A 24,456-nucleotide genomic window follows, 5' to 3' on the forward strand; every position below is an offset into this window, starting at 1 on the left:
TCATTACTATGTCGTCACAAGTTCTTTTGTTTCTTCCAATTTGACTGATACAAGATTCGAAACGCCTGACTCCTGCATCGTTACTCCATAAAGGACATCCGCTTCTTCCATCGTACCTTTCCGATGGGTTACGACGATGAATTGCGTCTGTTCGCTGAATGCACGTAAAAACTTTGCAAAACGGCTTACATTAGCTTCATCGAGTGCGGCTTCAACCTCATCGAGGATACAAAATGGAACCGGTCTTACTCTTAGAATTCCGAATAATAAAGCAATGGCTGTCAATGCTCGTTCACCGCCAGATAACAATGCGAGATGTTGAAGCTTTTTACCTGGAGGCTGCGCAAGAATATTGACCCCTGTATTCAATAGATCATCCGGGTCTGTCAATTCAAGGTCAGCTCTTCCACCACCGAACAACTCACGGAAAATTTCACGGAAATGTTCACGAATATCGAAGAAGGATTCTTTGAACCTCTTCGTCATCTCTTCATCCATTTCTGTAATGATTCCATAAAGGGTCGATTTTGCTTCATTCAAGTCATCACGCTGTTCGACCAAGAAATTATAACGTTCAGACACCCGCTCGTACTCATCGATCGCTCCCAGGTTTACTGTGCCGAGTTCATCGATAGCACGCTTGATAAGCTTCACTTTCGTCCTGGCTTCGTCTGGCTCCATTTTCAAGCTGTATTTTTCCTTAGCTCGTTCATAAGAAAGCTGATATTCCTCACTCAGATGGTTCAAACGGTTCTCCAGCTCTACATCCAATCGGTTAAGACGCAGTTCTTCTTGATGGATTCCATCGGAAATCTGCTGGTGAAGCCGCTTGAATTCTTTAAGCTGCAGTTCCTGCTCTTCTACTTTTTCTTGACGTTGACTGCGCTCTTTCCGACGATCGCCAATTAGTTGGACGGTAGAATCTTTATCCTTCCGATGCTGGATGATCTTCTCATCTAACACCTCTTCATCGGAAGTACTCGTATTGACTGCTTCTTCAAGCAACCAGAATTCTTCTTCCGCCTCACTCATGATCTTCACTGTTTCATCGAGTTCATTTTGTAAACGTTGGACGGTACTGTTCGAGTTTGAAAATTGTTCTTCCGATTGGGCAAGCTTCACTTTCAACGAAGTAATTTCTTCCTTCAAATCATCCTTCGTTGTTTGTTGGTTTTTCTTTTGATTCGATAGTTTTTCTACGTCTTGTTCGAGCTCGACAGCCTTCGTCTCAGACGATTTCAAGGACTTTTGCAGACTTGCCACCCTTTTTTCCATCGTTTCCTTTTCAGAGTCATACGTTCCTTTTTCACGATCGTATAACGATAAATGTTCATTGATGTTCTTACCTTCAAGTTCAATTTCTCTAAGTTCACCTTTCAACTGCTGTTCTTCGAGTCGTTTGTTTTCTCCGGTTTCACGCAAGTTTTCAAGCTTTTCTTTCTGACTGAGCAAGTTTTTCTTCTCTTGCTTAACATCTTTTTCAAGCTGTTCGGTCTGCGTTTCCATAGTGGTAAGCTTTTCTGAAATGGAATCCAATTCGCGCTGCCTAGATAATAAGGACGTATTCTTTTGTTTCAAACTACCACCTGACATCGATCCTCCTGGATTGACGATGTCCCCTTCTAATGTTACGACCCGGTAACGGTGATTAAGGAGTTTCGCTAACGCATTGGCACCCTCCAAGTTTTTGGCAATCACAACATTACCTAAGAGGTTTTCAATGACTTTACGATATTTTTCATCATAACTGACAAGATTGGAAGCAATCCCGATATAAGAAGGATGATTGGAAACTTTCCCCTCTTCCTGTCCTGAAATCTTCCGGCTCTTCATAACAGACATTGGTAAAAATGTAGCTCGTCCCAGACGTTTTTGCTTCAAAAACCCAATCGCCTTCCGAGCTTCTTCCTCTGTATGGACAACAACATTCTGCATGGCAGCTCCGAGTGCTGTTTCAATAGCCGTTTCTTCATTTTTGGACACAGTGATCAGTTCGGCTACAGCACCTTCAATGCCCGGAAGCCTCTTACCTCGTTCTTTCAGTATCTCTCGGACACCATGAAAAAATCCGCTATAATCTTCTTGCATTTCCTCAAGCATCTCTTTTTTCGAACGGAATTGTTGGATGAATTGATACGCTTTATATAACTTCGATTCTTTCTCATTCAGCGTCTTTTCGTCCTTTTCGATTGCTGTTTTCAGCTTCATGAACGCATCCATTTGCGATTCAAGTTCCGTCTGGACACTTTCAAGTTTTCCATCCAATTCTGTTTTCCGTTGCGTTATCCGATCACGCTCTTCGATGTATTGTTTATGCCGATCATCTAGTCTAGAAGATTTAGAAGTCTGCTGACCCAGCTGCTCATTCAAGTACCGGATTTCATTCTTAATCGATGTCTGCTCATTGAGACAATCGAAATATTCACTTTTCAGTTGCTCGAGTTCTTCTTCAATGTTCTTATCAACTAACTCAAGTTGTTCTTCTTGAACTTTAAGCTTGCTTTGAAGTTTCTTCAGTTTGCTCTGGTGTTCATGTAATTGATCTCGTTCAATTTGCAACGTTTCTTCGAGAGATTTTTTCTTTTCCTTTTGTTGCGCGATTTTCTGAGTTAGTTGCTCTTTGTTCTGATGGTAATTTTTCTTTCGTTCACGCATCACTTCACGCTTACCTTCATGCTTTTCGAGCTCTTCACTCACATTCAAGAGGACGTCCTGGAGTTCATCGATCGATTCATCCAAAGCAGTCAATTCATCCCTGATGATGCCGATTTCCTGTTCTTTATTCTGAACTTGTCCATACAGTTTGACCTCTTCAACTCTGAATTGTTCGATTTCTTTGGATTTCGTTTCCCACTTTGTATGTAAGTCCTCTATTTCGTGAACCAATAATGCCGATTCAATCACTTCAAGCTCGCTTTTCTTGTCCAAGTAATCACGAGCAATCGATGCCTGAATTTTCAATGGTTCGACCTGACCCTCCAGTTCATGGAGGATGTCTTCTACACGATTCAGATTCTCTTCAGTTTCACGGAGTTTCTGTTCTGCCTTTATTTTCCGCGTCTTGTATTTCAGGACACCAGCCGCTTCTTCAAAGATTCTCCGGCGATCTTCCGGTTTACTGCTGAGAATTTCTTCAACCTTACCTTGTCCGATGATTGAATAGGCTTCTCTGCCAAGACCGGAGTCCATGAACAAGTCGATAATATCCTTCAAACGACATTGCTGCCTATTGATCAGATATTCACTGTCACCAGAACGATAAACTCTCCTTGTAATGCTGATTTCATTATATTCAATCGGTATATGCTGATCTTCGTTATCCAAAGTCAATGTCACTTCAGCCATATTCAACGGTTTACGTGTATCACTTCCCGCAAAAATGATATCTTCCATTTTTGCTCCACGTAAGGATTTGGCAGACTGTTCACCTAAAACCCAACGGACCGCATCGGAAATGTTGCTTTTCCCGCTTCCATTCGGACCAACCACTGCTGTAACGCCTGGTACAAACTCAATACCGATCCGTTCAGCAAAGGATTTGAATCCGACGACATCTAATCTTTTGAGGAACATTATGATTCCCCCTTCACTAAATTCATCTCATTCATCATGCTCAGAAATTTCAACCCTTAAACTTGAATACATACTTATTTATTTTATCATAAAGATGGTTACGGCAGAAGAACTCCGGTAAAATTCCGCATTTAATGTCGATTCATGCTACAATGGCAAGTAAGAATGGATGCAGAAAGGATGATTTGGTGAATCTCAATAACAAAAACGAAGAAAATCTATCGTATATGATCGAACAGATGCAAAAACAAATGCAAGTCGTGAATACAGGCGTCATGCGTCCGGAAGACTTTGATGTGGAACAATACGATGAATTGAAGGACCTCTATGATTATGTTATGAAGAAAAATCATTTCAGTGTCAATGAAACCGAAGGAATCATCCAAGAACTTAGCGAACTCCGTAAAAAGTGAATAGGTCGTTAAAGAAAACTTGCTAAAGAAAACTTAGCTCAGCCAAGCCTTTGGCGCAGGCTGAGCTTTAGTTGCGCTTATATTGAAGAAGGTATTTATACTTTCTTTAAATGCAAAAAAGAGGCTGTCCCCTCAGAAAAGTGTCAAACACTTATGGGACAGCCCTTTTTCTTATTTTTTGTTCAAATATTGCAGTGCTTCTCTCGCAGCGTGCTGTTCAGATTCCTTTTTAGAACGACCATGCCCGATTCCGAGTCGTTCACTGCTTAAATAGACTTCAGAGGTAAACTCCCGGTTATGAGCAGGTCCAGACTCCTGAACGATCCTGTATAGGAGTGTTCCTCGGTTTTCTCGTTGGATGAATTCTTGAAGCTGACTTTTGAAATCCATCACATGGGAAAAAGCACCTTCATTAATTTTTGGATAGACGAATTTGCTTAAGAACTGTTCGACAACTTCCAACCCTTGATCAAGATAAAGGGCTCCAATGAAAGCTTCGAAAACGTCCGCTAGCAAGGCAGGACGTGTTCTTCCTCCTGTATTTTCTTCACCTTTACCTAGTAATACAAGATCTCCGAAATTCAATTGAAGTGCAAATGTCACCAAGGATGGTTCACATACGATTGCTGCACGTAATTTCGTCAATTCACCTTCGGACATATTGTGATACTTCTTATACAAGTACTGGGAAATTGTCAGTTCTAATACTGCATCTCCTAAAAATTCAAGGCGTTCGTTATCATCACTAGGACGTTTACGATGCTCATTCACATACGATGAATGAGTGAATGCTTGGAAGAGTAATTTTTCATTTCCGAAATGGATATCGATTTTTTCCTGGAATGGCTTAAAACGTAAAGAAAGCTCTTCCTTTGTGAAAGGCCTGCGCTTTGTTCGTGAATATTTCTTTGATGGTGTACTGTTGGACATTGTGACCTCCATAATCCTAATCTTGCTTATACACAATTAAGTTTAATAAAACAAAGCCCCGCAATCAAGGGTTGACGCGGGACTTACAAAAATACTATTGATGGCTGTTTATGTAATCAACTACATCGCCAACAGTAGCAATTTTTTCAGCATCTTCGTCAGAAATCTCCATGTCGAACTCATCTTCAAGTTCCATAACAAGTTCAACAACATCTAAAGAATCCGCTCCTAGATCCTCTTTGAATGAAGATTCACGTTTCACTTCTTCCTCATCAACCCCTAAACGGTCAACGATGATTTTCGTAATACGATCTTGAATGTCTGCCATGTCCGTTCACCTCCTCTCAAGTATTATACGAGATGTACATCATCTAGTAAATCTCAGATATACAAGATTTTATAAAATACTTTGCTTGGTTATTTTCCACTAATGATTCCTGCAAAATTCCCGCCTTTTTCGCTGGTGATCTTCAGGTTTGCGAAAATTCCAGCCTTCTCGCTCGTTCCTTGCTCAAAGTAAGTTCCACTAATTCGTTAACGGACACAGGAGACCTTATTTCACCAAAACAACAGGGTTCTGTATACCTAACGGACACCAGGGACCTTATTTTGCAAATTTCATAGTAAATCGCTGCTTTTTTCACAAATAACGGCTCTGGTGTCCGTTAAAAATTCAGAAACACTGATTTTGTCACAAATAACGCCTCTGGTGTCCGTTAACTGAAAACATAGCTGCTTGAGCTAATCTGGAACGCTGGCCACTGGTCCCGCAGAAGTGTCACGAATTCCACTTAAAGAAAGTCTTCGACAGAACTGTTTCCCGGAATTCTGAACTATCCACTTATTACATTACCATGCCGCCATCGACATGAATAGTCTGCCCCGTAATATACTCACTCTCTTCACCCGCCAGGAACTTGACAGCTGCTGCAATGTCTTCTGGCCGTCCGAGACGTGCTAGTGGAATTTGCTTGAGCATTTCGTCTTTGACGCTTCCTTCGAGAGCGTCTGTCATGTCTGTTTCGATGAAACCTGGTGCGACAGCGTTAACAGTGATTCCACGGCTGGAAAGTTCTTTTGCAGTCGTTTTCGTCAGGCCGATTACACCCGCTTTTGCTGCGACGTAGTTTGCTTGTCCTGGGTTTCCGGCTACACCAACAACCGATGCCATGTTGATGATGCGACCTGAACGTTGTTTCATCATTTGACGTGTCACTGCTTTTGTACAGTTGAAGACACCTTTCAAGTTCGTGTTGATGACAGCATCCCATTCTTCTTCTTTCATTCTCATCAAGAGGTTGTCACGTGTGATTCCAGCGTTATTGACAAGAATATCGAGAGAGCCATAAGTGGAGACCACCTCTTTGATCATCGCAGTTACTGAATCCATGTTGGATACATCTGATTGGATGGCAAAAGCTTGTCCACCGTTATCTTGAATTTCTTCTACTACTTTTCTTGCCTTTTCTTCACTTCCGGAATAATTCACTGCAACCGAGGCACCCTGCTTGGCCAGTTCGATTGCTATCGCTCGGCCGATCCCTCTAGAAGCCCCAGTTACTAAGGCAGTTTTACCAGTAAGCATCAAATCATACCTCCTTAAGTTTCTTTACAGCCGTTTCCAACGAATCCGGGTCAGATATCGCAATCGTGGTCGCTCGTCGATGCACCTTTTTCACAAGACCAGACAATACTTTCCCTGGTCCGATTTCGATAAACGTATCCACGCCTTCACCCAACAAGTATCGGACAGTTTCTTCCCAACGTACGGGCGAGTAGATTTGCTCAATCAGTTTCGATCGGATCTCACCGGCTTCTGTTACAGGCTCAGCCGTTACATTCGCTACGACCGGTATTTCTGCATCTGTAATCGTCAACTCATCTAGGATATCACCCATTTTTTCAGCAGCAGGTTTCATCAATTCTGAGTGGAATGGCCCGCTCACTTGAAGAGGGATGATTCTCTTTGCGCCTTCTTTTTTCGCAGCTTCAGAAGCTTTTTCTACCCCTGACTTGGAACCGGAGATGACAATTTGTCCCGGGCAATTAAGGTTTGCCAATTGCACTGAATCTCCATCAGCTGTGATACGAGTTGTGATTTTTTCTAGTTGATCCGCCTCCATGCCAAGGACTGCAGCCATTGCGCCTTCACCTGCAGGGACTGCTTCTTCCATGAACATGCCGCGTCTTCGGACTGCATATACAGCGTCTTCAAAACTCAACGCTTTCGAAGCTACTAGCGCTGTATATTCCCCCAGGCTATGGCCTGCAGTGTAGTCCGGACGTATCTCATATTCTTCTAAAGCTTTCAAGACCGCAATACTCGTCGTCAGTAAAGCTGGTTGAGTGTTTTCGGTCCGTGTCAGTGTTTCTTCAGGACCATTTGCGACAATTGAAGATAGCGAGTATCCTAACCGATCGTCTGCTTGTTTGAAGACTGCAGCAGATTGTTCGTTATGTTTTACAAAATCTTGACCCATTCCAACTTGTTGAGAACCTTGTCCCGGAAAAATAAATGCGACTTTCCCCATTTGTCATTCCTTCCCTTCTAGTCGAGCTGCTTTTTCAGTGATGATCGCTACCATGTCATGTGCAACCATATGGCGTGCTTGACGTATCGCATTCAGCACTGCATTTGCATCGGAAGAGCCGTGCGCTTTAATTACCGGCGCACGCAGACCGAATAACGCCGCTCCACCGTATTCGCTGTAATCAAGTTTTTCTTTTATCAATTTGAATTCTGGTTTCAAAACAGCAGCAGCCAATTTACTTTTAACTGAACTCATCAGCTGTTCCTTGAGCATCTTGAACATTGACATTGCTGTACCTTCAATGGTTTTCAGAACGAGATTCCCCGAAAAACCATCACAGACAACAACGTCGGCAACACCTTCCAAAAGATCACGTGATTCTACATTTCCGACAAAATGAACGAGATCTGTCTCTTTCAACAATTGAAAAGTCTGTTTAGACAATTCGTTTCCTTTTCCATCTTCTGTCCCGACATTCAACAGTCCAACGCGTGGTTTCCCAATGTCCCGCACTTTTTGGCTGTATACACTGCCCATTAATGCATATTGAAAAATATGTTCTGCCTTTGCATCCATATTTGACCCCACATCCAGCAGGACGAATCCTCGACCATCCAGTGTTGGTAACGTAGGCGATAAGGCTGGGCGGTCGATACCCGGGATACGCCCGACATGGAGCAATCCAGTCGTCATCAATGCGCCTGTATTTCCTGCCGAGATACAGGCATCGGCTCTGCCTTCTTTTACTTCGACCGCAGATAAAACCATCGAAGCTTGTTTCTTTCTCCTGACTGCCCTTACTGGTTCGTCCTCACTTGAGATCTTTTCGGATGTATGTAAAATTGAGATACGGTCGGATCTGGTCAAATTTTTTTTGATCTCGTTTTCATCACCGACAAGAGTCACCTCAAGATCGGTATATTGATTGACAGCTTCAATGGCACCTAGAACAATCTGTTCAGGAGCATTGTCACCGCCCATTGCATCAATAGCAATCCTCATTTATGAATTACGTCCTTTCTTTCTTGCTTCTGTTCGAGCGGAACATGGTGAATACACCTTCAAAAACAAGTTCCTGTTCAACGTAGCTCTTCACTTCTACAATAGAGCGATCATTTTGATGTTCGACCACATTCGCTTTTGCAACGACTCGCTCACCAACTTTGACCTGTCTCGTAAATCGCAGGTCGGATTTTTCGGTCAATGCCATTTCATCATTTATGATCGCAACGGCAAGGGAGTTTGCCTGTGCAAACAAATGATGCCCCCTGGCGATATTATTTCTAGAAAAAACATGCTCTTTCTTGATATCCAATATTGAAATCGCAGATTCATCCAGTTGCAGGTCAATGATCTCACCGATCACATCATCAATCGAAAGTGCCTTCACTTCATCCAGCTGTTGCCGGGCGACGTTTTTGATCCTTTCACGAAGTTCCGGAATCGAAAGCTCCAAACGATCAAGTCGTATTGTTTGTACACTTACCTGGAATTGATCTGCTAAATCCTCATCTGTTATGAATGGATTTATAAGAATCGTCTCTTTCAACAATTGTTGACGTTCTTTTTTATTTCTCTTCATTCCTTCACCATCCCTTACTCTTATGAGTAGGTACTAATAGTAGTATATATTGATTGGTCATTCTTTTCAAGGAATAGTGAGTTAATCAAGATCCTCCCAAGCATTTACCTGTTCTAACAGCCAATTTCTTAGAGCTTCATAGCCTGGTTCTTTCCAAAAACCTTCAGAGTTTACCATCTTCGCAGCATCGTTCCTTGCAACCTCCAAAGCCCGATAGTCATGGACAAGGTCAGCAACTTTGAAGTCTGGCAAACCGCTTTGCTTTTTACCGAAGAAGTCACCAGGTCCGCGTAGTTCGAGGTCTCGCTGGGATAATTCGAACCCGTCATTTGTTTCTGTCATGATCTGCATGCGTTCTTTCCCGACATCGGATTTTGGATCTGCGATCAGGATACAGTAGGATTGCGCATCTCCTCTCCCAACTCTTCCACGTAATTGATGCAATTGGGACAAACCGAACCTCTCTGCATCATAAACGACCATGATTGTTGCATTCGGAACGTTCACTCCCACTTCAACTACCGTCGTCGAAACAAGGATTTGAACCTCATTTCTACTAAACTTAGCCATAATCTCTTCTTTTTCATCAAATCTTAACCGTCCATGCATCAAACCTACTTTGAAGTTTGTAAAATAGTTGACCAGCTGGGCATGAACATCGACGGCATTCTGGAAGTCGAGCTTATCCGATTCCTCGATCAGCGGACAAATCACATAGGCTTGTCGACCTCTCTCCACTTCCTTTTCAATGAATCCAAGAACACGATCAAGCATCCCATGCTTCGCCCAATAGGTTTCAATCGGTTTTCGCCCGGCCGGCATTTCATCGATGGTTGAAACATCCATATCACCGAAGGCCGATATTGCCAGTGTCCTTGGGATAGGAGTAGCGGTCATAAAGAGGACATCAGGAGTGATCCCTTTTTGCCGGAGCACTTTCCTCTGTTCCACTCCGAACCGGTGCTGTTCATCCGTGATCACCAAACCAAGGTCATTAAATTGGACTTCATCTTGGATCAAGGCATGCGTGCCGATCAGGATATCAATTTCCCCATTTTTGACACGCTCCAGAATCTCGCTGCGACGTTTCCCTTTAATCGAGCTTGTCAGTATATCAACATTGATTTCAAACTCGTTGAATAATTGGCTCATTGATTCATAGTGCTGTTCGGCTAATATTTCAGTCGGCACCATCAAGGCTGATTGCATGTTCAATGTTGTGAGTGCATACATGCTTATGCCTGCCACAATGGTCTTACCAGATCCTACATCCCCTTGAAGCAGACGGTTCATCCGATATGGGGATCTTAAATCTTTTAAAATTTCATCGACCACACGCTTTTGTGCACCTGTCAACGGGAAAGGCAGAGCAGTTATGAAACGGTCGATTTCAGCCTCATTGAAGAATCTCTCTTGACCGTCGGATTTTTCTTTCTCCTGTTTCCGCCACCACTGCATTTTCAATTGGAATCGTAACAGTTCTTCATAGACGAAGTACCGTCTTGCATGCTTCAAGTGCTCATGGGTGGCAGGAGCATGAATCCATTGGATCGCCTCTTTGCGATCGATAAGTTTATATTGCTTCCTCAAATCCTCCGGTAAAATATTCTTGACTGAGCTAAGGAATTGTTGTAAACAAAGCTGGATTACTTTTCGGATTTTTTTGACTGTCCAATCTCCCTTAATCGAATAGACCGGTTCAATCGTCTCGTCAGTTTCTTGATGTCCGAACGTCACATGCTGCGCTGTGATCGTCAATCTGTGTTGATCCCATTTCCCTGTGATTGTGACAGGTTGCCCGATTGAAAGCTGTTTCTTCAAAAAAGCCCGGTTGAAAAACACTGCCGTTACAAGATATTTCCCCACGAGTACTTTCACGGTCAGTCTAGATTTCTTCCGACCAAAATAACGGAGAGAAGGCTCGCTATGAACCTTCCCTTCTATTGTTGCTTTTTCGTCATGTTTCAGCTCCGTTAAATCCTTCACTTGGAAGTCTTCATAACGGTATGGAAAGTACATTAAAAGATCGTTGACGGTATACACTTTCAAATCAGCCAATTCTTCTGCCCGTGCTTCTCCGATTCCTTTAACTTGCGTAACTGGTATCGACAAATCCATCACTTTTTCTTTAACGGTACTCCATATATTTTCGCTTCAAGTTCCCGACCTGTCGGAGTAGCCGCCAATCCTCCTTGTGCAGTCTCCTTAAGGGCAGTTGGCATCGATTCTCCAATCTTATACATTGCATCAATCACTTCATCGCATGGAATACGGCTCGTGATACCAGCAAGTGACATATCTGCAGCGGTGATCGCGATACTTGCACCGATGGCATTCCTTTTTACACAAGGTACCTCAACCAGTCCTGCAACGGGATCACATACAAGACCAAGCATGTTTTTAAGCGCGATCGCCATAGCTTCCGCTGATTGCTCAGGGCTGCCGCCAGCTAGTTCGACGATTGCTGCTGCAGCCATTCCCGTAGCTGAGCCTACCTCTGCCTGACAACCACCAGCAGCTCCGGAAATCGACGCATTATTTGCAACAACGAAACCAAAAGCACCAGATGTGAATAAATAGCGGACCATTTGTTCACGGCTCGGCTGCAGTTTGTCTCTAAGGGCAAATAGGGTACCTGGGACGACACCTGCGGACCCTGCCGTAGGCGTCGCACAGATCGTTCCCATAGCAGCATTCACTTCATTGGTCGCAACAGCTTTGCTGACCGCATCCAGAATCGTCGTACCAGCAAGGCTTTTGCCACTCTCTATATATTTTTGAAGAAGGACTGCATCACCGCCAGTCAACCCAGAATGTGATTTTACACCTTCTTTGATTCCGCGTTCTACAGCCTTTTCCATGACATCCAGGTTTTTTTCCATACGTTCCATGACCGATTCCTTCGATCGGCCGGTCATTTCCATTTCTTGTTCTATCATTACTTCAGAAATTGGAACATTTTTTGAAACGGCAAGTTCCACCAACTCACTGACATTCCTAAACACACTCATACCGCCCTTCTGTTTAATCATGAATCCGTGTCGCTTTTAAAATGTGTGGAAGTTTTTCGATATCTGCTAAAACGTCATCTTCAAGATTTTGATCCACTTCGATCGTCATCAGAGCTTCACTTCCAATTTCTTTCCTTCCGACTTCCATATGACCGATATTGATCTGGTGTTTGGCTAATAGATTGGCTACGCCAGCAATAGCACCGTAATGATCATTGTGTACGACAAGAAGTGCAGGATGGTTTCCTGATAACCCCAACTCAAATCCGTTCAACTCAATAATCTCGATTTTTCCACCGCCGATCGAAATTCCAACCACTTCCAGCTCTCCGTCCTTATCTCCAAGACGGATCCGGGCTGTGTTCGGATGATCAGTTAATGCATCCTCTTCTGTCATCTTGATTTTGATCTTTTCTTGTTTGGCGATTTTCAACGATTCGCTTATCCGCTGATCGAACGTATCAAAATCGAGGATCCCACCGACAATTGCTACATCCGTTCCATGACCACGGTACGTTTTCGCAAAGGATCCGTAGAAGGAAATGTGTGCCCATTCAGGTTTACGGCCGAACAAGGATCTTGCAACCCGACCAATTCTTGCTGCACCCGCTGTATGTGAACTGGATGGACCGATCATAATCGGTCCGATGATATCGAAAACGCTTTTATACTTCATTTGTAATTCCTCCATCTATGCATATAGAGATAAAGAATATTCCTACCCTGTCAGGAATGCGTCTGATCATGGTAGGAATATTCAAAGCGTTTATTCTACAGAAATGATGTACGAGTAAATTGGTTGGTTACCTGGGTGGATTTCAACTTCCGCATCTGGAAATTGACCCTCTATCCAGTCACCAAGTGCGGACGCTTCACTTTCATCAGCATCTTCACCGAAAATGATGGTGATGATTTCATCTTCGTCACTTACCATTTCAGATAACAATGCTTCGGCCGCCTCTTTTTGAGTCCCATTCGACGATACAATCTTTCCATCGAAGATTCCCATGAAATCGTCTTTCTTGATATCAACACCATCAATGCTTGTGTCACGTACCGCAAAAGTGATTTGTCCTGATTTGACGTGCTTGACAGCTTCTGTCATCGCTAATTGGTTATCATCTAAAGAAGCACTAGGATTGAATGCAAGAAGTGCAGAAATTCCTTGTGGAACCGTTTTCGTTTTCACTACTGCCACTTCTTCTTCAACTACTGTAGCTGCTTGCTCCGCGGCCATCACAATGTTTCCATTGTTCGGAAGGATGAGCAACTTTTCAGCATTCGCTTCTTGAATCGCTTTGACAATGTCTTCCGTACTTGGATTCATCGTCTGCCCTCCGGCAATCACGACAGTCGCACCTAAACTTTTGAACAATTCTTCAATCCCTGAACCCATTGAAACAGTAACAATCCCGAATTCCTTTTTCGCTGATTGTTCCGGGATATTGGTTTCTAGTTCGGGCTTATTTTCATCATCTAAAATAGCCGTGTGCTGTTCCCGCATGTTCTCAATTTTTATATTGATCAAGTCACCATACGTTTGAGCGAGAGTCAGCATATCTCCCGGCTTTTCCGTATGTATATGGACCTTGACGAGATCTTCATCAGAAACGACGAGTAAAGAATCACCATGCTCACTGAGCTGATTTCTGAATCCTTCTTCAGAAAATGGATTCTTTTCCGTTTTTTCAGATTTGAATTTCACCATGAACTCTGTGCAATATCCATAATGGATATCTTCTGTTTTCATATGGCTTTGCGCCTTATGGTGTTCTGCATTGACAAGCTCATCCATAGATGGACCCGACACGCTGACTTCCGGAAGCTCTTTTCCTTCAAGTACAGCCAGGAATCCTTCATAGATCGTAACGAGTCCTTGACCGCCTGAATCGACTACACCGACTTCTTTTAAAACGGGCAATAAGTCCGGTGTACGGTCTAAAGATTCCTTCGCTTCTTTCAACGTCTGCTTCATGACGTCTACCATATCGTCTGATTTACGAGCAGCCTTTGCTGCTTTTTTGGCCGAATCCTTAGCAACGGTCAGGATCGTACCTTCAACTGGTTTCATGACTGCTTTATATGCGGTTTCGACACCAGCCTCAAACGCTTCAGCAAATAATTTCGTGTCAATTTCACTGTGACCCTCTATCGCTTTCGAAAAACCTCTGAAAAGCTGGGATAAAATGACACCAGAGTTGCCACGGGCACCCATTAGGAGCCCTTTCGAAAAAGATGTTGCTACTTTACTGGCGTCATCAGTTGATAGATTTCTTACTTCCTTCACACCAGAAGTGATCGTTAAATTCATGTTCGTCCCAGTATCACCATCTGGTACTGGAAAAACATTAAGAGCGTCTACCATTTTTACATTTTTGTTCAGGTTGTCCGCTCCGAAAATGAACATTTGGGAAAGCTTATTCCCGCCTACCTTCTTAACTGTCACGAATCCTTCCTCCTCGTTACGGGTTCGTCACCCTCACGCCTTGAACAAAAATGTTGACGGAATCTACAGATAGACCCAGCATTTGATCAAGCGTGTACTTCACTTTTGTTTGTACATTGTGAGCTACTTCAGAAATTTTCGTTCCATAACTGACAATGATATACATGTCTATGTGTACTTCATCCTCTTCTTGCCGCACGACAATTCCTCTACTGAAATTGTCTCTGCCTAGAAGTTCAGTAATGCCATCTTTAATTTGCTTTTGTGAGGCCATTCCGATAATACCATAACAATCAATCGCAGCTCCACCCGCAATGGTTGCAATAACATCATTAGAAATATCAATTTCTCCGTAATTTGTTTTCATTTCTATAGACATGCAGAATCCTCCCTTGGATTATAATGACCTATGGCTAGTGTCATTTTACTATAATATCTTACAATTTGAAAGAAAATATCATAGAATCAAGATTTATCGTGTCAAGTAAATAAACTTGATAAACATTCTTGCATTCTTATACATCTCATGCTACTATAATGTAGTGTTTTCGTAAAAAGAAGGATATTGAATGTAATTGTTGATTACAATTTTTATTTGTAATAAAGGAGGTACCAATCATGGCTAGAAAATGTGTTGTTACTGGTAAGAAAACAAACTTTGGAAACAAGCGTTCTCACGCGTTGAACACTACAAAACGTAAATGGGGAGCGAACGTTCAAAAGGTTCGTATTCTTGTTGACGGTAAACCGAAACGTGTATACGTATCTGCTCGTGCCTTGAAATCAGGTAAAGTAGAACGCGTCTAATCTTAAAAAACAAAAAGGACTGGTTCATTCTAATATGAACCAGTCCTTTTTTCATTTTACGTTAGACATTTAAATGATCGTTAACGGACACAGGAGACCTTAATTAATCAATAATTAGCCGATTTACAAAAATAGCGGACACCAGAGACCTTATTTAATGCAAAATCATATAGATCGGCTGTTTTATAGGCAAATAGCGTCCCTGATGTCCGTTAACCTCACTTTCTCCGCAGGAGTGTCGCGAATTCCGAAAAAAAAGTTTCCTAGGACAAAGCTTCAAAAACAAAGGCTCTTCTTTAAAAGATTGTTGCTTTTGAGTCATTTTAACCTTGTGCAAGTTGATTGGAGAGCAAGGTGCGAGACTCCTCGAAAATGAAAATCGCATTTTCTTCGTGCGATGTAACGCTGCCGAAGCTTTCCTTGTCCTGCGGGATCAGCGTGCCTACTACCTGAATAATCTCCTCGCAAGGCATGCGACGAGGAAGCTCGCATCGACAGGACTTTCTTGTAGACGCAGGAGCACAAATGCTTCCTTGATAAGGAGACTCCTGAGGTCGCAAGGCGACGAGTGGGCTCACCGCACGCCCCGCGGAAAGCGAGCATCCTGGGACGGAAATCAACGACTTTTAAAGAAAACTTGGCGAGACCAAGCCTTTTGTAGGTCTAGCCTTAGTTGCCCTTATACTGAAGAAAGTATTTTATACTTTCTTTAAGTGCAAGAGCAACAAAGTTTGCAAAAACACCCAAAACAAAAAAGCACCTGGTTTGGTGCTTTTTTGTTACCCTTTTTTAAATGACCCTAAGATCGCCCTCACGAATCCGCCCAAGAACTTTGGCAGTTTGATGGTATAAAATTTCATGATTCCGCCTCCTCCAACGTTAGTTTCCGGAAGATCTCACCTTCGGAAAATTAACATTCTATTTAAGTATATTCGTCTACTTAGAAATAGTACCCGGAGTTTTTAAATTTCGATCTCGATCTTTGCTTCTTATCACCATAATTATGCCGCTATCAAACGAATAAGTACCTTTTTTTGTTACAAGCTCATTTGAAATGCAGAGGGTCGAGCCCCACTCTACTGTTGCATCATCCAACCGGTAACGGAAACCAGACAATGTCACCCCCGTCACGATAGGCGAAAACGGTAAGAAGGAAACGTACGGAAATTCATGAATGGATTCAATCGTATATGTCCCCGGCTCCTTCATGAGGATGATATTATCACGATCAACTATTTCTATAGGTATATTGGCGTCAAGGCCTGCTTTCAACATTTGAAAATTGATCAGCTCATGATCCAGTCGGCCACCTGTGGCACCATATAAAATGATTTTTTCGGGATTTTGTTTAAGTGACCATCTTAACGCAAGTTCAAGGTCCGTCATATCTTTTTCTCGTTCAAACGTAAAGACCTCCATTTTCTTGTCTTGAAGCCTAGTTACATCTTCACGCGTTATCGAATCGAAGTCACCAAAGGCGGCATGTGGTATTATATTTCTTTTTTGAAGATATAGGACCCCTTCATCAACACCAATATAAAAAGCATTTTCACTTTCCATCTCCTGGGGCAGCAGATGTTCAGGTCCTCCAGAAACGATACAAATTGTTTGCAATAATGTCACTCTCCATGAATCAATTTAGGAGCTGTTTTGGATAGTAGGATCAGTAATATGACAGTCAAGAGGAATGTCGGGCCGATATACGAAAAATTATACACGAAAGAATAAGTGAATGCCGGAGTTCCTTCAGGTGCCTGATCTTCGAAGAAAGCCACTCCAGAGATGACATGGCTGGCAAGGCGCATCAAACTTCCGATAAAGGTACCGACTATGATCAGTCCTACTCTTTTTCCGAATGTATCTTTCCACTTCGGTCTTGTCAAACCAGCCAATCCGACAACTAAAAATGCCAGTGGATAATCTAAAATGACCTGCAAGAAATAATAGATGTAGGGATTGATCAATAATTGCAAAAGTCCAACTAATAATCCTGTCAAAACCCCTGCAAATAGACCTCTCCGAAAAGCCATGATGAAGATCGGGATCATCTCCAGTGATACAGAACCTCCAAACGCCCATGGCCCACTCAGCTTGATAAAACCTAATATGATTGCAAGTGCTGACATAATTGCTATTTCAGCTATCAATAAATTTCGATTTCTCATTTTACCCTCTCCTTTAATGAACAATAAAAAAGCAACTGTACGGAGATACAGCTGCCTTCATTTCACAATCTTCTAGTGTGAAAGCCGACTTCCCTCCGCAGGTTTTAGCCTGTTGAGGTTCTCAGGGTCAGGAGCATACACTCCACTCTCAATCTCTCACGGAGATTCCCCTAGTGGTTTCTTTACGATCTTTATTCTTTTACTAATTATTTATTATACACCACGGATGGACTCGATTGCATCCTTCCTGTTCTCTTTCTTATAAATGGCAGATCCAGCAACAAGTACATTTGCGCCGTATTCTCTGCATAATTTCGCTGTTTCAGTATTGACCCCGCCATCGACTTCAATGTCGATATCAAGACCTTTTTCATCACATAGATCAGAAACTTCCTTGATTTTCGGCAAAACTTGTTTAATGAAGGACTGGCCGCCGAATCCCGGGTTTACTGTCATCAATAATACAAGATCCAGATCTTCGATGACGTGTTCAATCATACTGACGGGTGTGTGAGGATTAAGTACCACACCCGCTTTTTTTCCATGATCTTTTATCAGATGAATGGTGCGATGCAGATGCGGACAAGCTTCCACATGGACCGATATGATGTCTGCACCAGCTTTAGTGAATTCCGGAATATATTGGTCAGGGTTTTCAATCATTAGATGGACATCTAACGGTAAATCAGTAATAGGCCGGATTGCGTCGACAATCAATGGTCCGATGGTGATATTCGGAACAAAATGTCCATCCATCACATCCACATGGATATAGTCGGCTCCTCCCCGTTCAACATCTTTTATTTCTTCACCTAACCGCGAGAAATCTGCGGAAAGGATCGATGGTGCGATTTTAGTCATGACTAGTACCTCCGTTTTTGGTCTTTGATCTCTTGAAGAAATTGAACGTAATGGTCATATCGGAATTGTGCGATCTCGTCATTTTCTAATGCTTCTTTTACTGCACACTTTGGTTCTGATATGTGCGTACAACCTCTGAACTTGCAATCCGGCCGCAAATCACGCATCTCTGGAAAATAGATTGATAAGTCCTCGGGCTCAATATCGATGAAATCCAATGAACTAAAACCAGGAGTATCTGCTACAAGCCCATCTCCAAATGGAATCAGTTCTACATGCCTTGTCGTATGTTTGCCTCTCCCTAGATGATTTGAAATATCGTTCGTTTCTATTTTCAAATCAGGATTGAGCGAATTCAACAAAGTGGACTTTCCAACTCCTGATTGTCCCGCGATGACTGTTACCTTATTATCGAAAAGTGCTCTCACCTCTTCCAGACCTCTTTCATCGATGGAGGAGGTTTCGAGGACATGATACCCAATCCGACGGTATACAGCCAGCTCTTTTGCGATTTCCGTATCATCCTCTAACAAGTCTAGTTTACTGACGCAGATGACCGGAAGAATTTCATTAGCTTCAATATGGACTAAAAATCGATCCAAAAGGAGCGATTTAAAGCTTGGCCGGCGTGCGGAAAAAATGATCAATGCCTGATCTACATTGGCAATAGGCGGTCTGATCAGTTCATTCTTCCGTTCGAAGATTTCCAAAACATAACCGTCTGTCTGATTGGTCGATTGAAACTCTACTTCATCTCCCACAAGCGGTGTCAACTTTCGTTTACGGAAGTTGCCTCTTCCTCGACATTGATAGATTTCATTCTCTTCTTCACTTTTCACATAATAATATCCGCTCAACGCTTTAATGATCGTTCCTATTGGCATGCAGTCCATCTACTCTCCATTCTGAAAGTTTTTCGCTTCTTCATAGGTATATGAGTCACTATAATATTCTTCATCATCTACATAGACTTTGTAACTACCTTCACCGTTATACTCGACAGTAAGAGGAATTTCAAACTGTTCTGTTTCAGAGATTTCTTTATCGACAATTGTTTTCTCACCGTTCGCATCATTCGTTACAATACGGACATGTTTCGGTTCATTCTTTTTTCCTTTGTCATCTTCGTTACCATTTCCTGGGTCATCCCCACTACCACCATCATCATCGAATTCGATTTCAACCATGTCTTTAATCGTTACTGGCTCAGGTAGACCTTTTGAAACGGTAACAGTAATCTCATCCCCAGCCCGAACGGCTTCACCGGCCTTCGGATCTGTACGGATGATATTGCCCTCATTAATATCTTCTGAAAACTCCCGCTCGTCAGCCTCTTTTAAGGTAATTCCGTTTTCATCAGCATACGTTTTGGCTTCTTCTAACGATTTCCCTGTTAGATCAGCAAGTTCGAAAGATGGTGGCCCGCTGCTGACATACAATATCAATACTTCTTGACCAGGGACGACCATTTCACCTGCTTCCGGGAATTGTTCAATGACTTGCCCTGCAGGTACATCCTCACTGCTTCTTGATGGATAATCAACGCGTTTGAAATAATCTTCCACATTTGTCCGCTTGACATCATCTTCTTCTTGACCGACATAGTTCTCGACTTCAAACTTTTTAGGACCGGTACTCACATATAGTTTTACTGTCTGGTTTTCTTTTACAGCAGAGCCTGGCGCAGGGGTTTGTCGGATGACATTCCCCTCTTCTACTTCAGCACTGGGCTGTTCCTCTTTTTCCGGATTCAGTCCCGCATCCTTGATTTTCTCATAAGCCTCCGTATACGGTTGATTGATAACATCTGGGACAGGGACCTCTTTCGTTTGGAAAATTTCAGGCCACAAGGTTACTGCTCCAACACCTGCAATCCCTAAAAGAAGAAAAATCATTAAAATGATTGCAATCCAATTTTTCTTTTTCTTCTTTTTCTTTTTTTTCTTACCATTATTCGGATCAGAATTCTCTTTCTCCGTATTATTAACAGGTGGGACTGTAGCCGTTTTCATTTGTTCCGTCATATTCCCGATCGGCGTAAGAACTTTCGTAGCCTCTTCATCTTCATCAATCGAATGTTTCGGTTCATTGAGACGGTCAGGATCAAGCGCTGTATTCAGATCTTCTTCCATTGCCTGGACATTATCAAAACGTTCATTTGGATCTTTGGCCATGGCTTTCAATATGATATTCTCGACACTCTGTGGAATATCGGGATTGATAAACTTCGGTTCAGGAAACTGTTCTTGAAGATGTTTCAAGGCTACCGAAACAGCTGATTCACCTGAAAAAGGTAGTCTGCCAGTCACCATTTCATAGAGTACGACACCCATAGAGTAGATATCAGATTTATTATTTGCAATCCCGCCTCTTGCTTGTTCCGGCGAAAAATAATGGACACTGCCAAGTACAGAATTGGTATGCGTGATCGTAGCAGAAGTTGCAGCTAATGCGATACCGAAATCTGTTACTTTAGCATTTCCATCCTCATCTATTAAAATATTATGTGGTTTGATATCCCGGTGAACGATATGATGCTCGTGGGCATGGGCGATCGCAGAGGAAATCTGTTTCATGATTTCAACTGAACGCTCTGGTGATAGCGGTCCTAGTTCACGGATAATCTGTTTCAATGTCTTTCCTTGCACATACTCCATCACGATAAAGTAGATTTGCTCTTCTTCACCGACATCGAGAATATTGACGACATTCGGATGGTTGAGACTCGTTGCTGACTCAGCTTCACGTCTAAAACGCCTGATGAAGTCCTCATCTGTAGAGTATTCTGAACGCAGCACTTTCACTGCGACGATCCGATCAAGAATCAAATCTTCTGCTTTATAGACAACCGCCATCCCGCCATCACCAATGACCTCAAGAATCCTGTATCGATCACTGATACGTCTGCCGATCATGTGGATGCACCTTCTTCGGGACCAACATCGTTATACAAACCGTTATACAATAGGATAAGGGTAATGTTATCTTCCCCTCCAGCATCATTCGCCATTTTGACGAGTTGGTTCACTTTGTCTTCAAGAGACCCGTCCTCTGTAGCCACTTCTAACATCAAGTTTGCTGGAACCTTGTTTGATAGTCCATCGGAACATATAAGTAGATAATCACCTGGTTCCCAAGAATAGTTCAGGTTGTCGATCCTTACCTTTGCATCAGTCCCGACAGACCTCATGACAACATGCTTTCTAGGATGATACTCCGCTTCTTCAGTCGTAATTTGACCTGACTTCACCAATTCATTGACAAGTGTATGATCATCAGTCAGCATCCTGATCGTCTGGTCATGTATATGATAACAACGGCTGTCCCCTACATGTCCTAAGGAAACCTCATCCTCTGTTGCTCTGAGCAGGACCACGGTTGTTCCCATTCCATGGCATTCTGGATGTTCATTTGCATACGTATAAATACTGGTATTCGCATCTTCAATTAAAGATTGAATTATATTTGGTGTTTCAATCTTTTCTTTTATGTATGTATCAATATGTTCCCTAATATAATCGACAGCCATTTGGCTGGCGACATCCCCGGCGTTATGCCCTCCCATTCCATCTGCAACGACAGCGAAAACATCCGAGGCAGAAATCTGGATTACTGCCCCGCTGTCTTCATTATGGGATCGTACTTTACCTTGGTCAGTTTGAAAAGATGCCTTCAACAACCTTCTTCACCTCGTTTCGTCCTTACGCTCCTTCGCACGTAATTGACCGCAAGCAGCATCGATATCATGACCCTGCTCTCGACGAATGGTAACATTCACACCGCGTTCTTTTAACGTACTTTCAAATTTGAAAATTTGGTTTTTAGGTGTACGGACGTAATCTCTCTCTGGTACATAGTTTACAGGAATTAAGTTAACATGACACTTTATATCTTTGATCAGATCAGCCAAAAGTTCAGCATGCTCGACCTGATCATTCACGCCACCGAACAAGCCGTATTCAAATGTGACACGGCGCCCAGTCTTCCGGATATAATACCGGATCGAGTCCATCAGATCCTCAAGTGGATACATACGGTTAACTGGCATGAGCCTGCTTCGGATTTCAGTAGTTGGCGAATGCAGAGAGATCGCAAAATTGATCTGCATTCCTTCATCTGCAAAATCATAGATCTTTGGTACAACCCCACTTGTAGATACCGTGATATGCCGTGCTCCGATATTCAATCCTTCATCATGATTGATGATTCTAAGGAAAGAAATCAAGTCTTCATAGTTATCAAAAGGTTCTCCAATCCCCATGATCACAACTGAACTGACACGTTCATCTGTTTCATCCATAGCACGCTGTACCTCTAATACTTGGGCAACGATTTCCCCGGCCTTCAGGTTACGTTTCAAACCGCCCAGTGTAGAAGCGCAGAACGTACAACCTAATCGGCACCCAACTTGTGTCGTGACACAAACACTGTTTCCATACTCATGTCTCATCAACACCGTTTCAATCGAGTAGCCGTCTTCAAGTTCAAAAAGAAACTTGATCGTTCCATCTTTGGATTCTTGTCGGACCACCTGTTTTAAAGGTGTGATAACAAATGCGTCGTTCAACTTTTCACGCAGGTCTTTTGAAAGGTTCGTCATCTCATCAAATGATGTCACTCGTTTCCTATACAGCCATTCATAAATCTGTTTGGCACGAAACGATGGTTCACCTGCTTGTTTCAACCAATCTAAAAGGTCCTCATACTTTAATGAAAATATCGATGCCCTTACGTTTGGATTGGTCTGTTTTTCTGTCAACGGTTTTAACATGTTTCATCACCGCCTTTTCTAGAAGTTTTTCTTAAACATGCAATATAAAATCCGTCACTGTTGAAATATTGAGGAAGGATCTGGACCTCACCCTTTAGATCTGATACGTATGGTTGTACAGATACCGGCAGCCTTTTAGATAAAGATACATCCCATTCGAATTCAGGATGGCGATCTAAGAATCGCTCAACCTGATTGCCATTCTCTTCTGCTTCTATTGTACACGTACTGTACACCAATAATCCACCAACCTTGACAACACGAGCGACTGCTTCCAATAATTCAGATTGAACCTTTTGAATCCGTTTGATATCGTCTGGTTGTTTCGCCCATTTGATATCCGGTTTTCTCCGGATCACACCAAAACCCGTACAAGGGGCATCAAGAAGAACACGATCAAATGTTTCTTCCTTGAATAATTTCGCTGCTTTCCTAGTATCCATCGCAATCGTTTCAATATTCGTCAATCCAAGCCGATCCACCTGCTCTTCTATAAGCTTTACTTTATGATCATGCAGATCGATCGCTGTGATCTCACCCTTATCGTCCATTCTTTCGCTGAGATGAGTTGTTTTCCCACCAGGTGCGGCACAGGCATCTAATACACGTTCACCTGGTTGTGGGTCAAGTGCATAACCGACTAGCATCGAGCTTTCATCTTGAATGGTTAGACAACCTGATCCGTAAAGTTCTGATTTAGGAAGATTACCTGATAAAATCTTGATTCCATCTGGTATGAATTTGCTCAGTTCTGCTTCCACAGACTGCTCTTCCAATCGCCTAACAGCTTCTTCAGCGGACACCTTTAAACGATGTACCCTGGCTGTAACTGAAGGCGGGGTGTTATTGGTCGTACACATTTCTTTTGTGCGTTCTTCTCCAAGCTGGTCGAACCAGCGACCAACCAACCATTCTGGATGACTGCACTCAATGGCTAATTGTAACCTCTTATCTTCCATTGATGCAATACCTGGGACCCCTTTTCGTTGGATATTCCGAAGTACACCGTTGACGAATCCTGAGATGCCTTTGTGCCCCTTCTTTTTTGCAATCACAACAGCTTCATTGATGATTGCGTGGTCTGGGACCCGATCCAGGTAGACCATTTGATAGACGGACAGTCGTAAGAGTACCAGAACCCAGTCTTCCAGTTTGTCCAATGGTTTTTTTATGAACGTTTTCAAGTAATGATCCAATGTGTTTTTCCTTTGGATCGTCCCATAAACGATTTCAGTCAAAAGACCTGCATCTTTCCCTGAAAGGTTATTTTTTTGTATTGCCTGATTCAATAAAAGGTTGCTATATGCTTGCGAACGGTCAATTTTCAATAACAGCTCTGTAGCAACTTCTCGTACATTCTTCATAC

24 protein-coding genes and 1 riboswitch are annotated in these 24,456 nt (G+C 42.7%); of the genes, 2 read left to right on the forward strand and 22 right to left on the reverse strand.

Features of this window, described 5'->3' with window-relative positions:
• Positions 1 to 6: 6 nt before the first annotated feature.
• Positions 7 to 3,573, reverse strand: coding sequence for a chromosome segregation protein SMC (gene smc, locus ACTWQL_RS10135; protein WP_443142330.1), 3,567 nt, complete (start codon positions 3,571 to 3,573; stop codon positions 7 to 9).
• 134 nt (positions 3,574 to 3,707) lie between these two features.
• Between smc and ACTWQL_RS10140 the strand changes: the two genes are divergently transcribed.
• Positions 3,708 to 3,986, forward strand: a complete 279-nt coding sequence (locus ACTWQL_RS10140; RefSeq protein ID WP_443142331.1) for a DUF1128 domain-containing protein — start codon at positions 3,708 to 3,710, stop codon at positions 3,984 to 3,986.
• Positions 3,987 to 4,157: 171 nt separating this feature from the next.
• On the opposite strand, the gene rnc is transcribed toward ACTWQL_RS10140, so the two are convergent.
• From rnc to ACTWQL_RS10195, 11 genes are all read right to left on the reverse strand, one after another.
• The gene (rnc, locus tag ACTWQL_RS10145; protein ID WP_443142332.1) at positions 4,158 to 4,916 is read right to left on the reverse strand and encodes a ribonuclease III; all 759 of its coding nucleotides are present in this window, start codon (positions 4,914 to 4,916) and stop codon (positions 4,158 to 4,160) included.
• 94 nt (positions 4,917 to 5,010) lie between these two features.
• A complete protein-coding gene (gene acpP / locus ACTWQL_RS10150) occupies positions 5,011 to 5,244 on the reverse strand; it encodes an acyl carrier protein (protein WP_443142333.1) in 234 nt (77 codons plus the stop codon).
• Positions 5,245 to 5,760: 516 nt separating this feature from the next.
• On the reverse strand, positions 5,761 to 6,501 hold the full coding sequence (gene fabG / locus ACTWQL_RS10155) for a 3-oxoacyl-[acyl-carrier-protein] reductase (protein ID WP_443142334.1): 741 nt from the start codon (positions 6,499 to 6,501) through the stop codon (positions 5,761 to 5,763).
• Between the two features lie 4 nt (positions 6,502 to 6,505).
• On the reverse strand, positions 6,506 to 7,447 hold the full coding sequence (gene fabD, locus ACTWQL_RS10160; protein ID WP_443142335.1) for an ACP S-malonyltransferase: 942 nt from the start codon (positions 7,445 to 7,447) through the stop codon (positions 6,506 to 6,508).
• Positions 7,448 to 7,450: 3 nt separating this feature from the next.
• Entirely contained in the window at positions 7,451 to 8,449 is a 999-nt protein-coding gene (plsX, locus tag ACTWQL_RS10165; protein WP_443142336.1) for a phosphate acyltransferase PlsX, read from the reverse strand.
• Between the two features lie 7 nt (positions 8,450 to 8,456).
• Complete coding sequence (gene fapR / locus ACTWQL_RS10170) at positions 8,457 to 9,029, reverse strand: transcription factor FapR (RefSeq protein ID WP_443142337.1); 573 nt, start codon at positions 9,027 to 9,029, stop codon at positions 8,457 to 8,459.
• 81 nt (positions 9,030 to 9,110) lie between these two features.
• Positions 9,111 to 11,141 carry an ATP-dependent DNA helicase RecG gene (gene recG / locus ACTWQL_RS10175; RefSeq protein WP_443142338.1) on the reverse strand — a complete coding sequence of 677 codons (2,031 nt, stop codon included), beginning with the start codon at positions 11,139 to 11,141 and terminating at the stop codon, positions 9,111 to 9,113.
• A gap of 5 nt (positions 11,142 to 11,146) precedes the next feature.
• Positions 11,147 to 12,034, reverse strand: a complete 888-nt coding sequence (sdaAA, locus tag ACTWQL_RS10180) for an L-serine ammonia-lyase, iron-sulfur-dependent, subunit alpha (protein ID WP_443142440.1) — start codon at positions 12,032 to 12,034, stop codon at positions 11,147 to 11,149.
• Positions 12,035 to 12,053: 19 nt separating this feature from the next.
• Positions 12,054 to 12,716 carry an L-serine ammonia-lyase, iron-sulfur-dependent subunit beta gene (sdaAB, locus tag ACTWQL_RS10185; protein ID WP_443142339.1) on the reverse strand — a complete coding sequence of 221 codons (663 nt, stop codon included), beginning with the start codon at positions 12,714 to 12,716 and terminating at the stop codon, positions 12,054 to 12,056.
• A gap of 90 nt (positions 12,717 to 12,806) precedes the next feature.
• Positions 12,807 to 14,486 (reverse strand): DAK2 domain-containing protein, encoded by a 1,680-nt coding sequence (locus ACTWQL_RS10190; protein WP_443142340.1) that lies wholly within the window; start codon positions 14,484 to 14,486, stop codon positions 12,807 to 12,809.
• A 16-nt stretch (positions 14,487 to 14,502) separates the two neighbouring features.
• Positions 14,503 to 14,865, reverse strand: coding sequence for an Asp23/Gls24 family envelope stress response protein (locus ACTWQL_RS10195; protein WP_221564188.1), 363 nt, complete (start codon positions 14,863 to 14,865; stop codon positions 14,503 to 14,505).
• 239 nt (positions 14,866 to 15,104) lie between these two features.
• Here ACTWQL_RS10195 and rpmB point away from each other — a divergent pair, with 239 nt between their 5' ends.
• Positions 15,105 to 15,293, forward strand: coding sequence for a 50S ribosomal protein L28 (gene rpmB / locus ACTWQL_RS10200; RefSeq protein WP_221564186.1), 189 nt, complete (start codon positions 15,105 to 15,107; stop codon positions 15,291 to 15,293).
• A gap of 323 nt (positions 15,294 to 15,616) precedes the next feature.
• On the opposite strand, the gene ACTWQL_RS10205 is transcribed toward rpmB, so the two are convergent.
• The 10 genes from ACTWQL_RS10205 to rsmB form a co-directional block, all read right to left on the reverse strand.
• Positions 15,617 to 15,766 carry a hypothetical protein gene (locus tag ACTWQL_RS10205; protein WP_443142341.1) on the reverse strand — a complete coding sequence of 50 codons (150 nt, stop codon included), beginning with the start codon at positions 15,764 to 15,766 and terminating at the stop codon, positions 15,617 to 15,619.
• A 306-nt stretch (positions 15,767 to 16,072) separates the two neighbouring features.
• Positions 16,073 to 16,153, reverse strand: coding sequence for a stage V sporulation protein SpoVM (gene spoVM / locus ACTWQL_RS10210; protein ID WP_096199318.1), 81 nt, complete (start codon positions 16,151 to 16,153; stop codon positions 16,073 to 16,075).
• A gap of 76 nt (positions 16,154 to 16,229) precedes the next feature.
• On the reverse strand, positions 16,230 to 16,907 hold the full coding sequence (locus tag ACTWQL_RS10215) for a thiamine diphosphokinase (RefSeq protein ID WP_443142342.1): 678 nt from the start codon (positions 16,905 to 16,907) through the stop codon (positions 16,230 to 16,232).
• A 5-nt stretch (positions 16,908 to 16,912) separates the two neighbouring features.
• Positions 16,913 to 17,458 carry an energy-coupled thiamine transporter ThiT gene (gene thiT / locus ACTWQL_RS10220; RefSeq protein ID WP_443142343.1) on the reverse strand — a complete coding sequence of 182 codons (546 nt, stop codon included), beginning with the start codon at positions 17,456 to 17,458 and terminating at the stop codon, positions 16,913 to 16,915.
• Positions 17,459 to 17,531: 73 nt separating this feature from the next.
• Positions 17,532 to 17,640: riboswitch (TPP riboswitch) on the reverse strand.
• Positions 17,641 to 17,671: 31 nt separating this feature from the next.
• Positions 17,672 to 18,319 carry a ribulose-phosphate 3-epimerase gene (rpe, locus tag ACTWQL_RS10225; RefSeq protein ID WP_443142344.1) on the reverse strand — a complete coding sequence of 216 codons (648 nt, stop codon included), beginning with the start codon at positions 18,317 to 18,319 and terminating at the stop codon, positions 17,672 to 17,674.
• Positions 18,320 to 18,321: 2 nt separating this feature from the next.
• Positions 18,322 to 19,203 (reverse strand): ribosome small subunit-dependent GTPase A, encoded by an 882-nt coding sequence (gene rsgA / locus ACTWQL_RS10230; protein WP_443142441.1) that lies wholly within the window; start codon positions 19,201 to 19,203, stop codon positions 18,322 to 18,324.
• Between the two features lie 9 nt (positions 19,204 to 19,212).
• The gene (gene pknB / locus ACTWQL_RS10235) at positions 19,213 to 21,234 is read right to left on the reverse strand and encodes a Stk1 family PASTA domain-containing Ser/Thr kinase (RefSeq protein WP_443142345.1); all 2,022 of its coding nucleotides are present in this window, start codon (positions 21,232 to 21,234) and stop codon (positions 19,213 to 19,215) included.
• Complete coding sequence (locus ACTWQL_RS10240; protein WP_443142346.1) at positions 21,231 to 21,998, reverse strand: Stp1/IreP family PP2C-type Ser/Thr phosphatase; 768 nt, start codon at positions 21,996 to 21,998, stop codon at positions 21,231 to 21,233. The genes pknB and ACTWQL_RS10240 overlap by 4 nt, the downstream gene beginning before the upstream one ends.
• A gap of 6 nt (positions 21,999 to 22,004) precedes the next feature.
• Entirely contained in the window at positions 22,005 to 23,090 is a 1,086-nt protein-coding gene (gene rlmN, locus ACTWQL_RS10245; RefSeq protein WP_443142347.1) for a 23S rRNA (adenine(2503)-C(2))-methyltransferase RlmN, read from the reverse strand.
• Positions 23,084 to 24,454, reverse strand: coding sequence for a 16S rRNA (cytosine(967)-C(5))-methyltransferase RsmB (rsmB, locus tag ACTWQL_RS10250; protein WP_443142348.1), 1,371 nt, complete (start codon positions 24,452 to 24,454; stop codon positions 23,084 to 23,086). The genes rlmN and rsmB overlap by 7 nt, the downstream gene beginning before the upstream one ends.
• Positions 24,455 to 24,456 lie beyond the last annotated feature (2 nt).

This window comes from Pseudalkalibacillus sp. R45, from assembly GCF_052246725.1.
In the GTDB taxonomy this organism is placed as follows: Bacteria; Bacillota; Bacilli; order Bacillales; family Fictibacillaceae; genus Pseudalkalibacillus.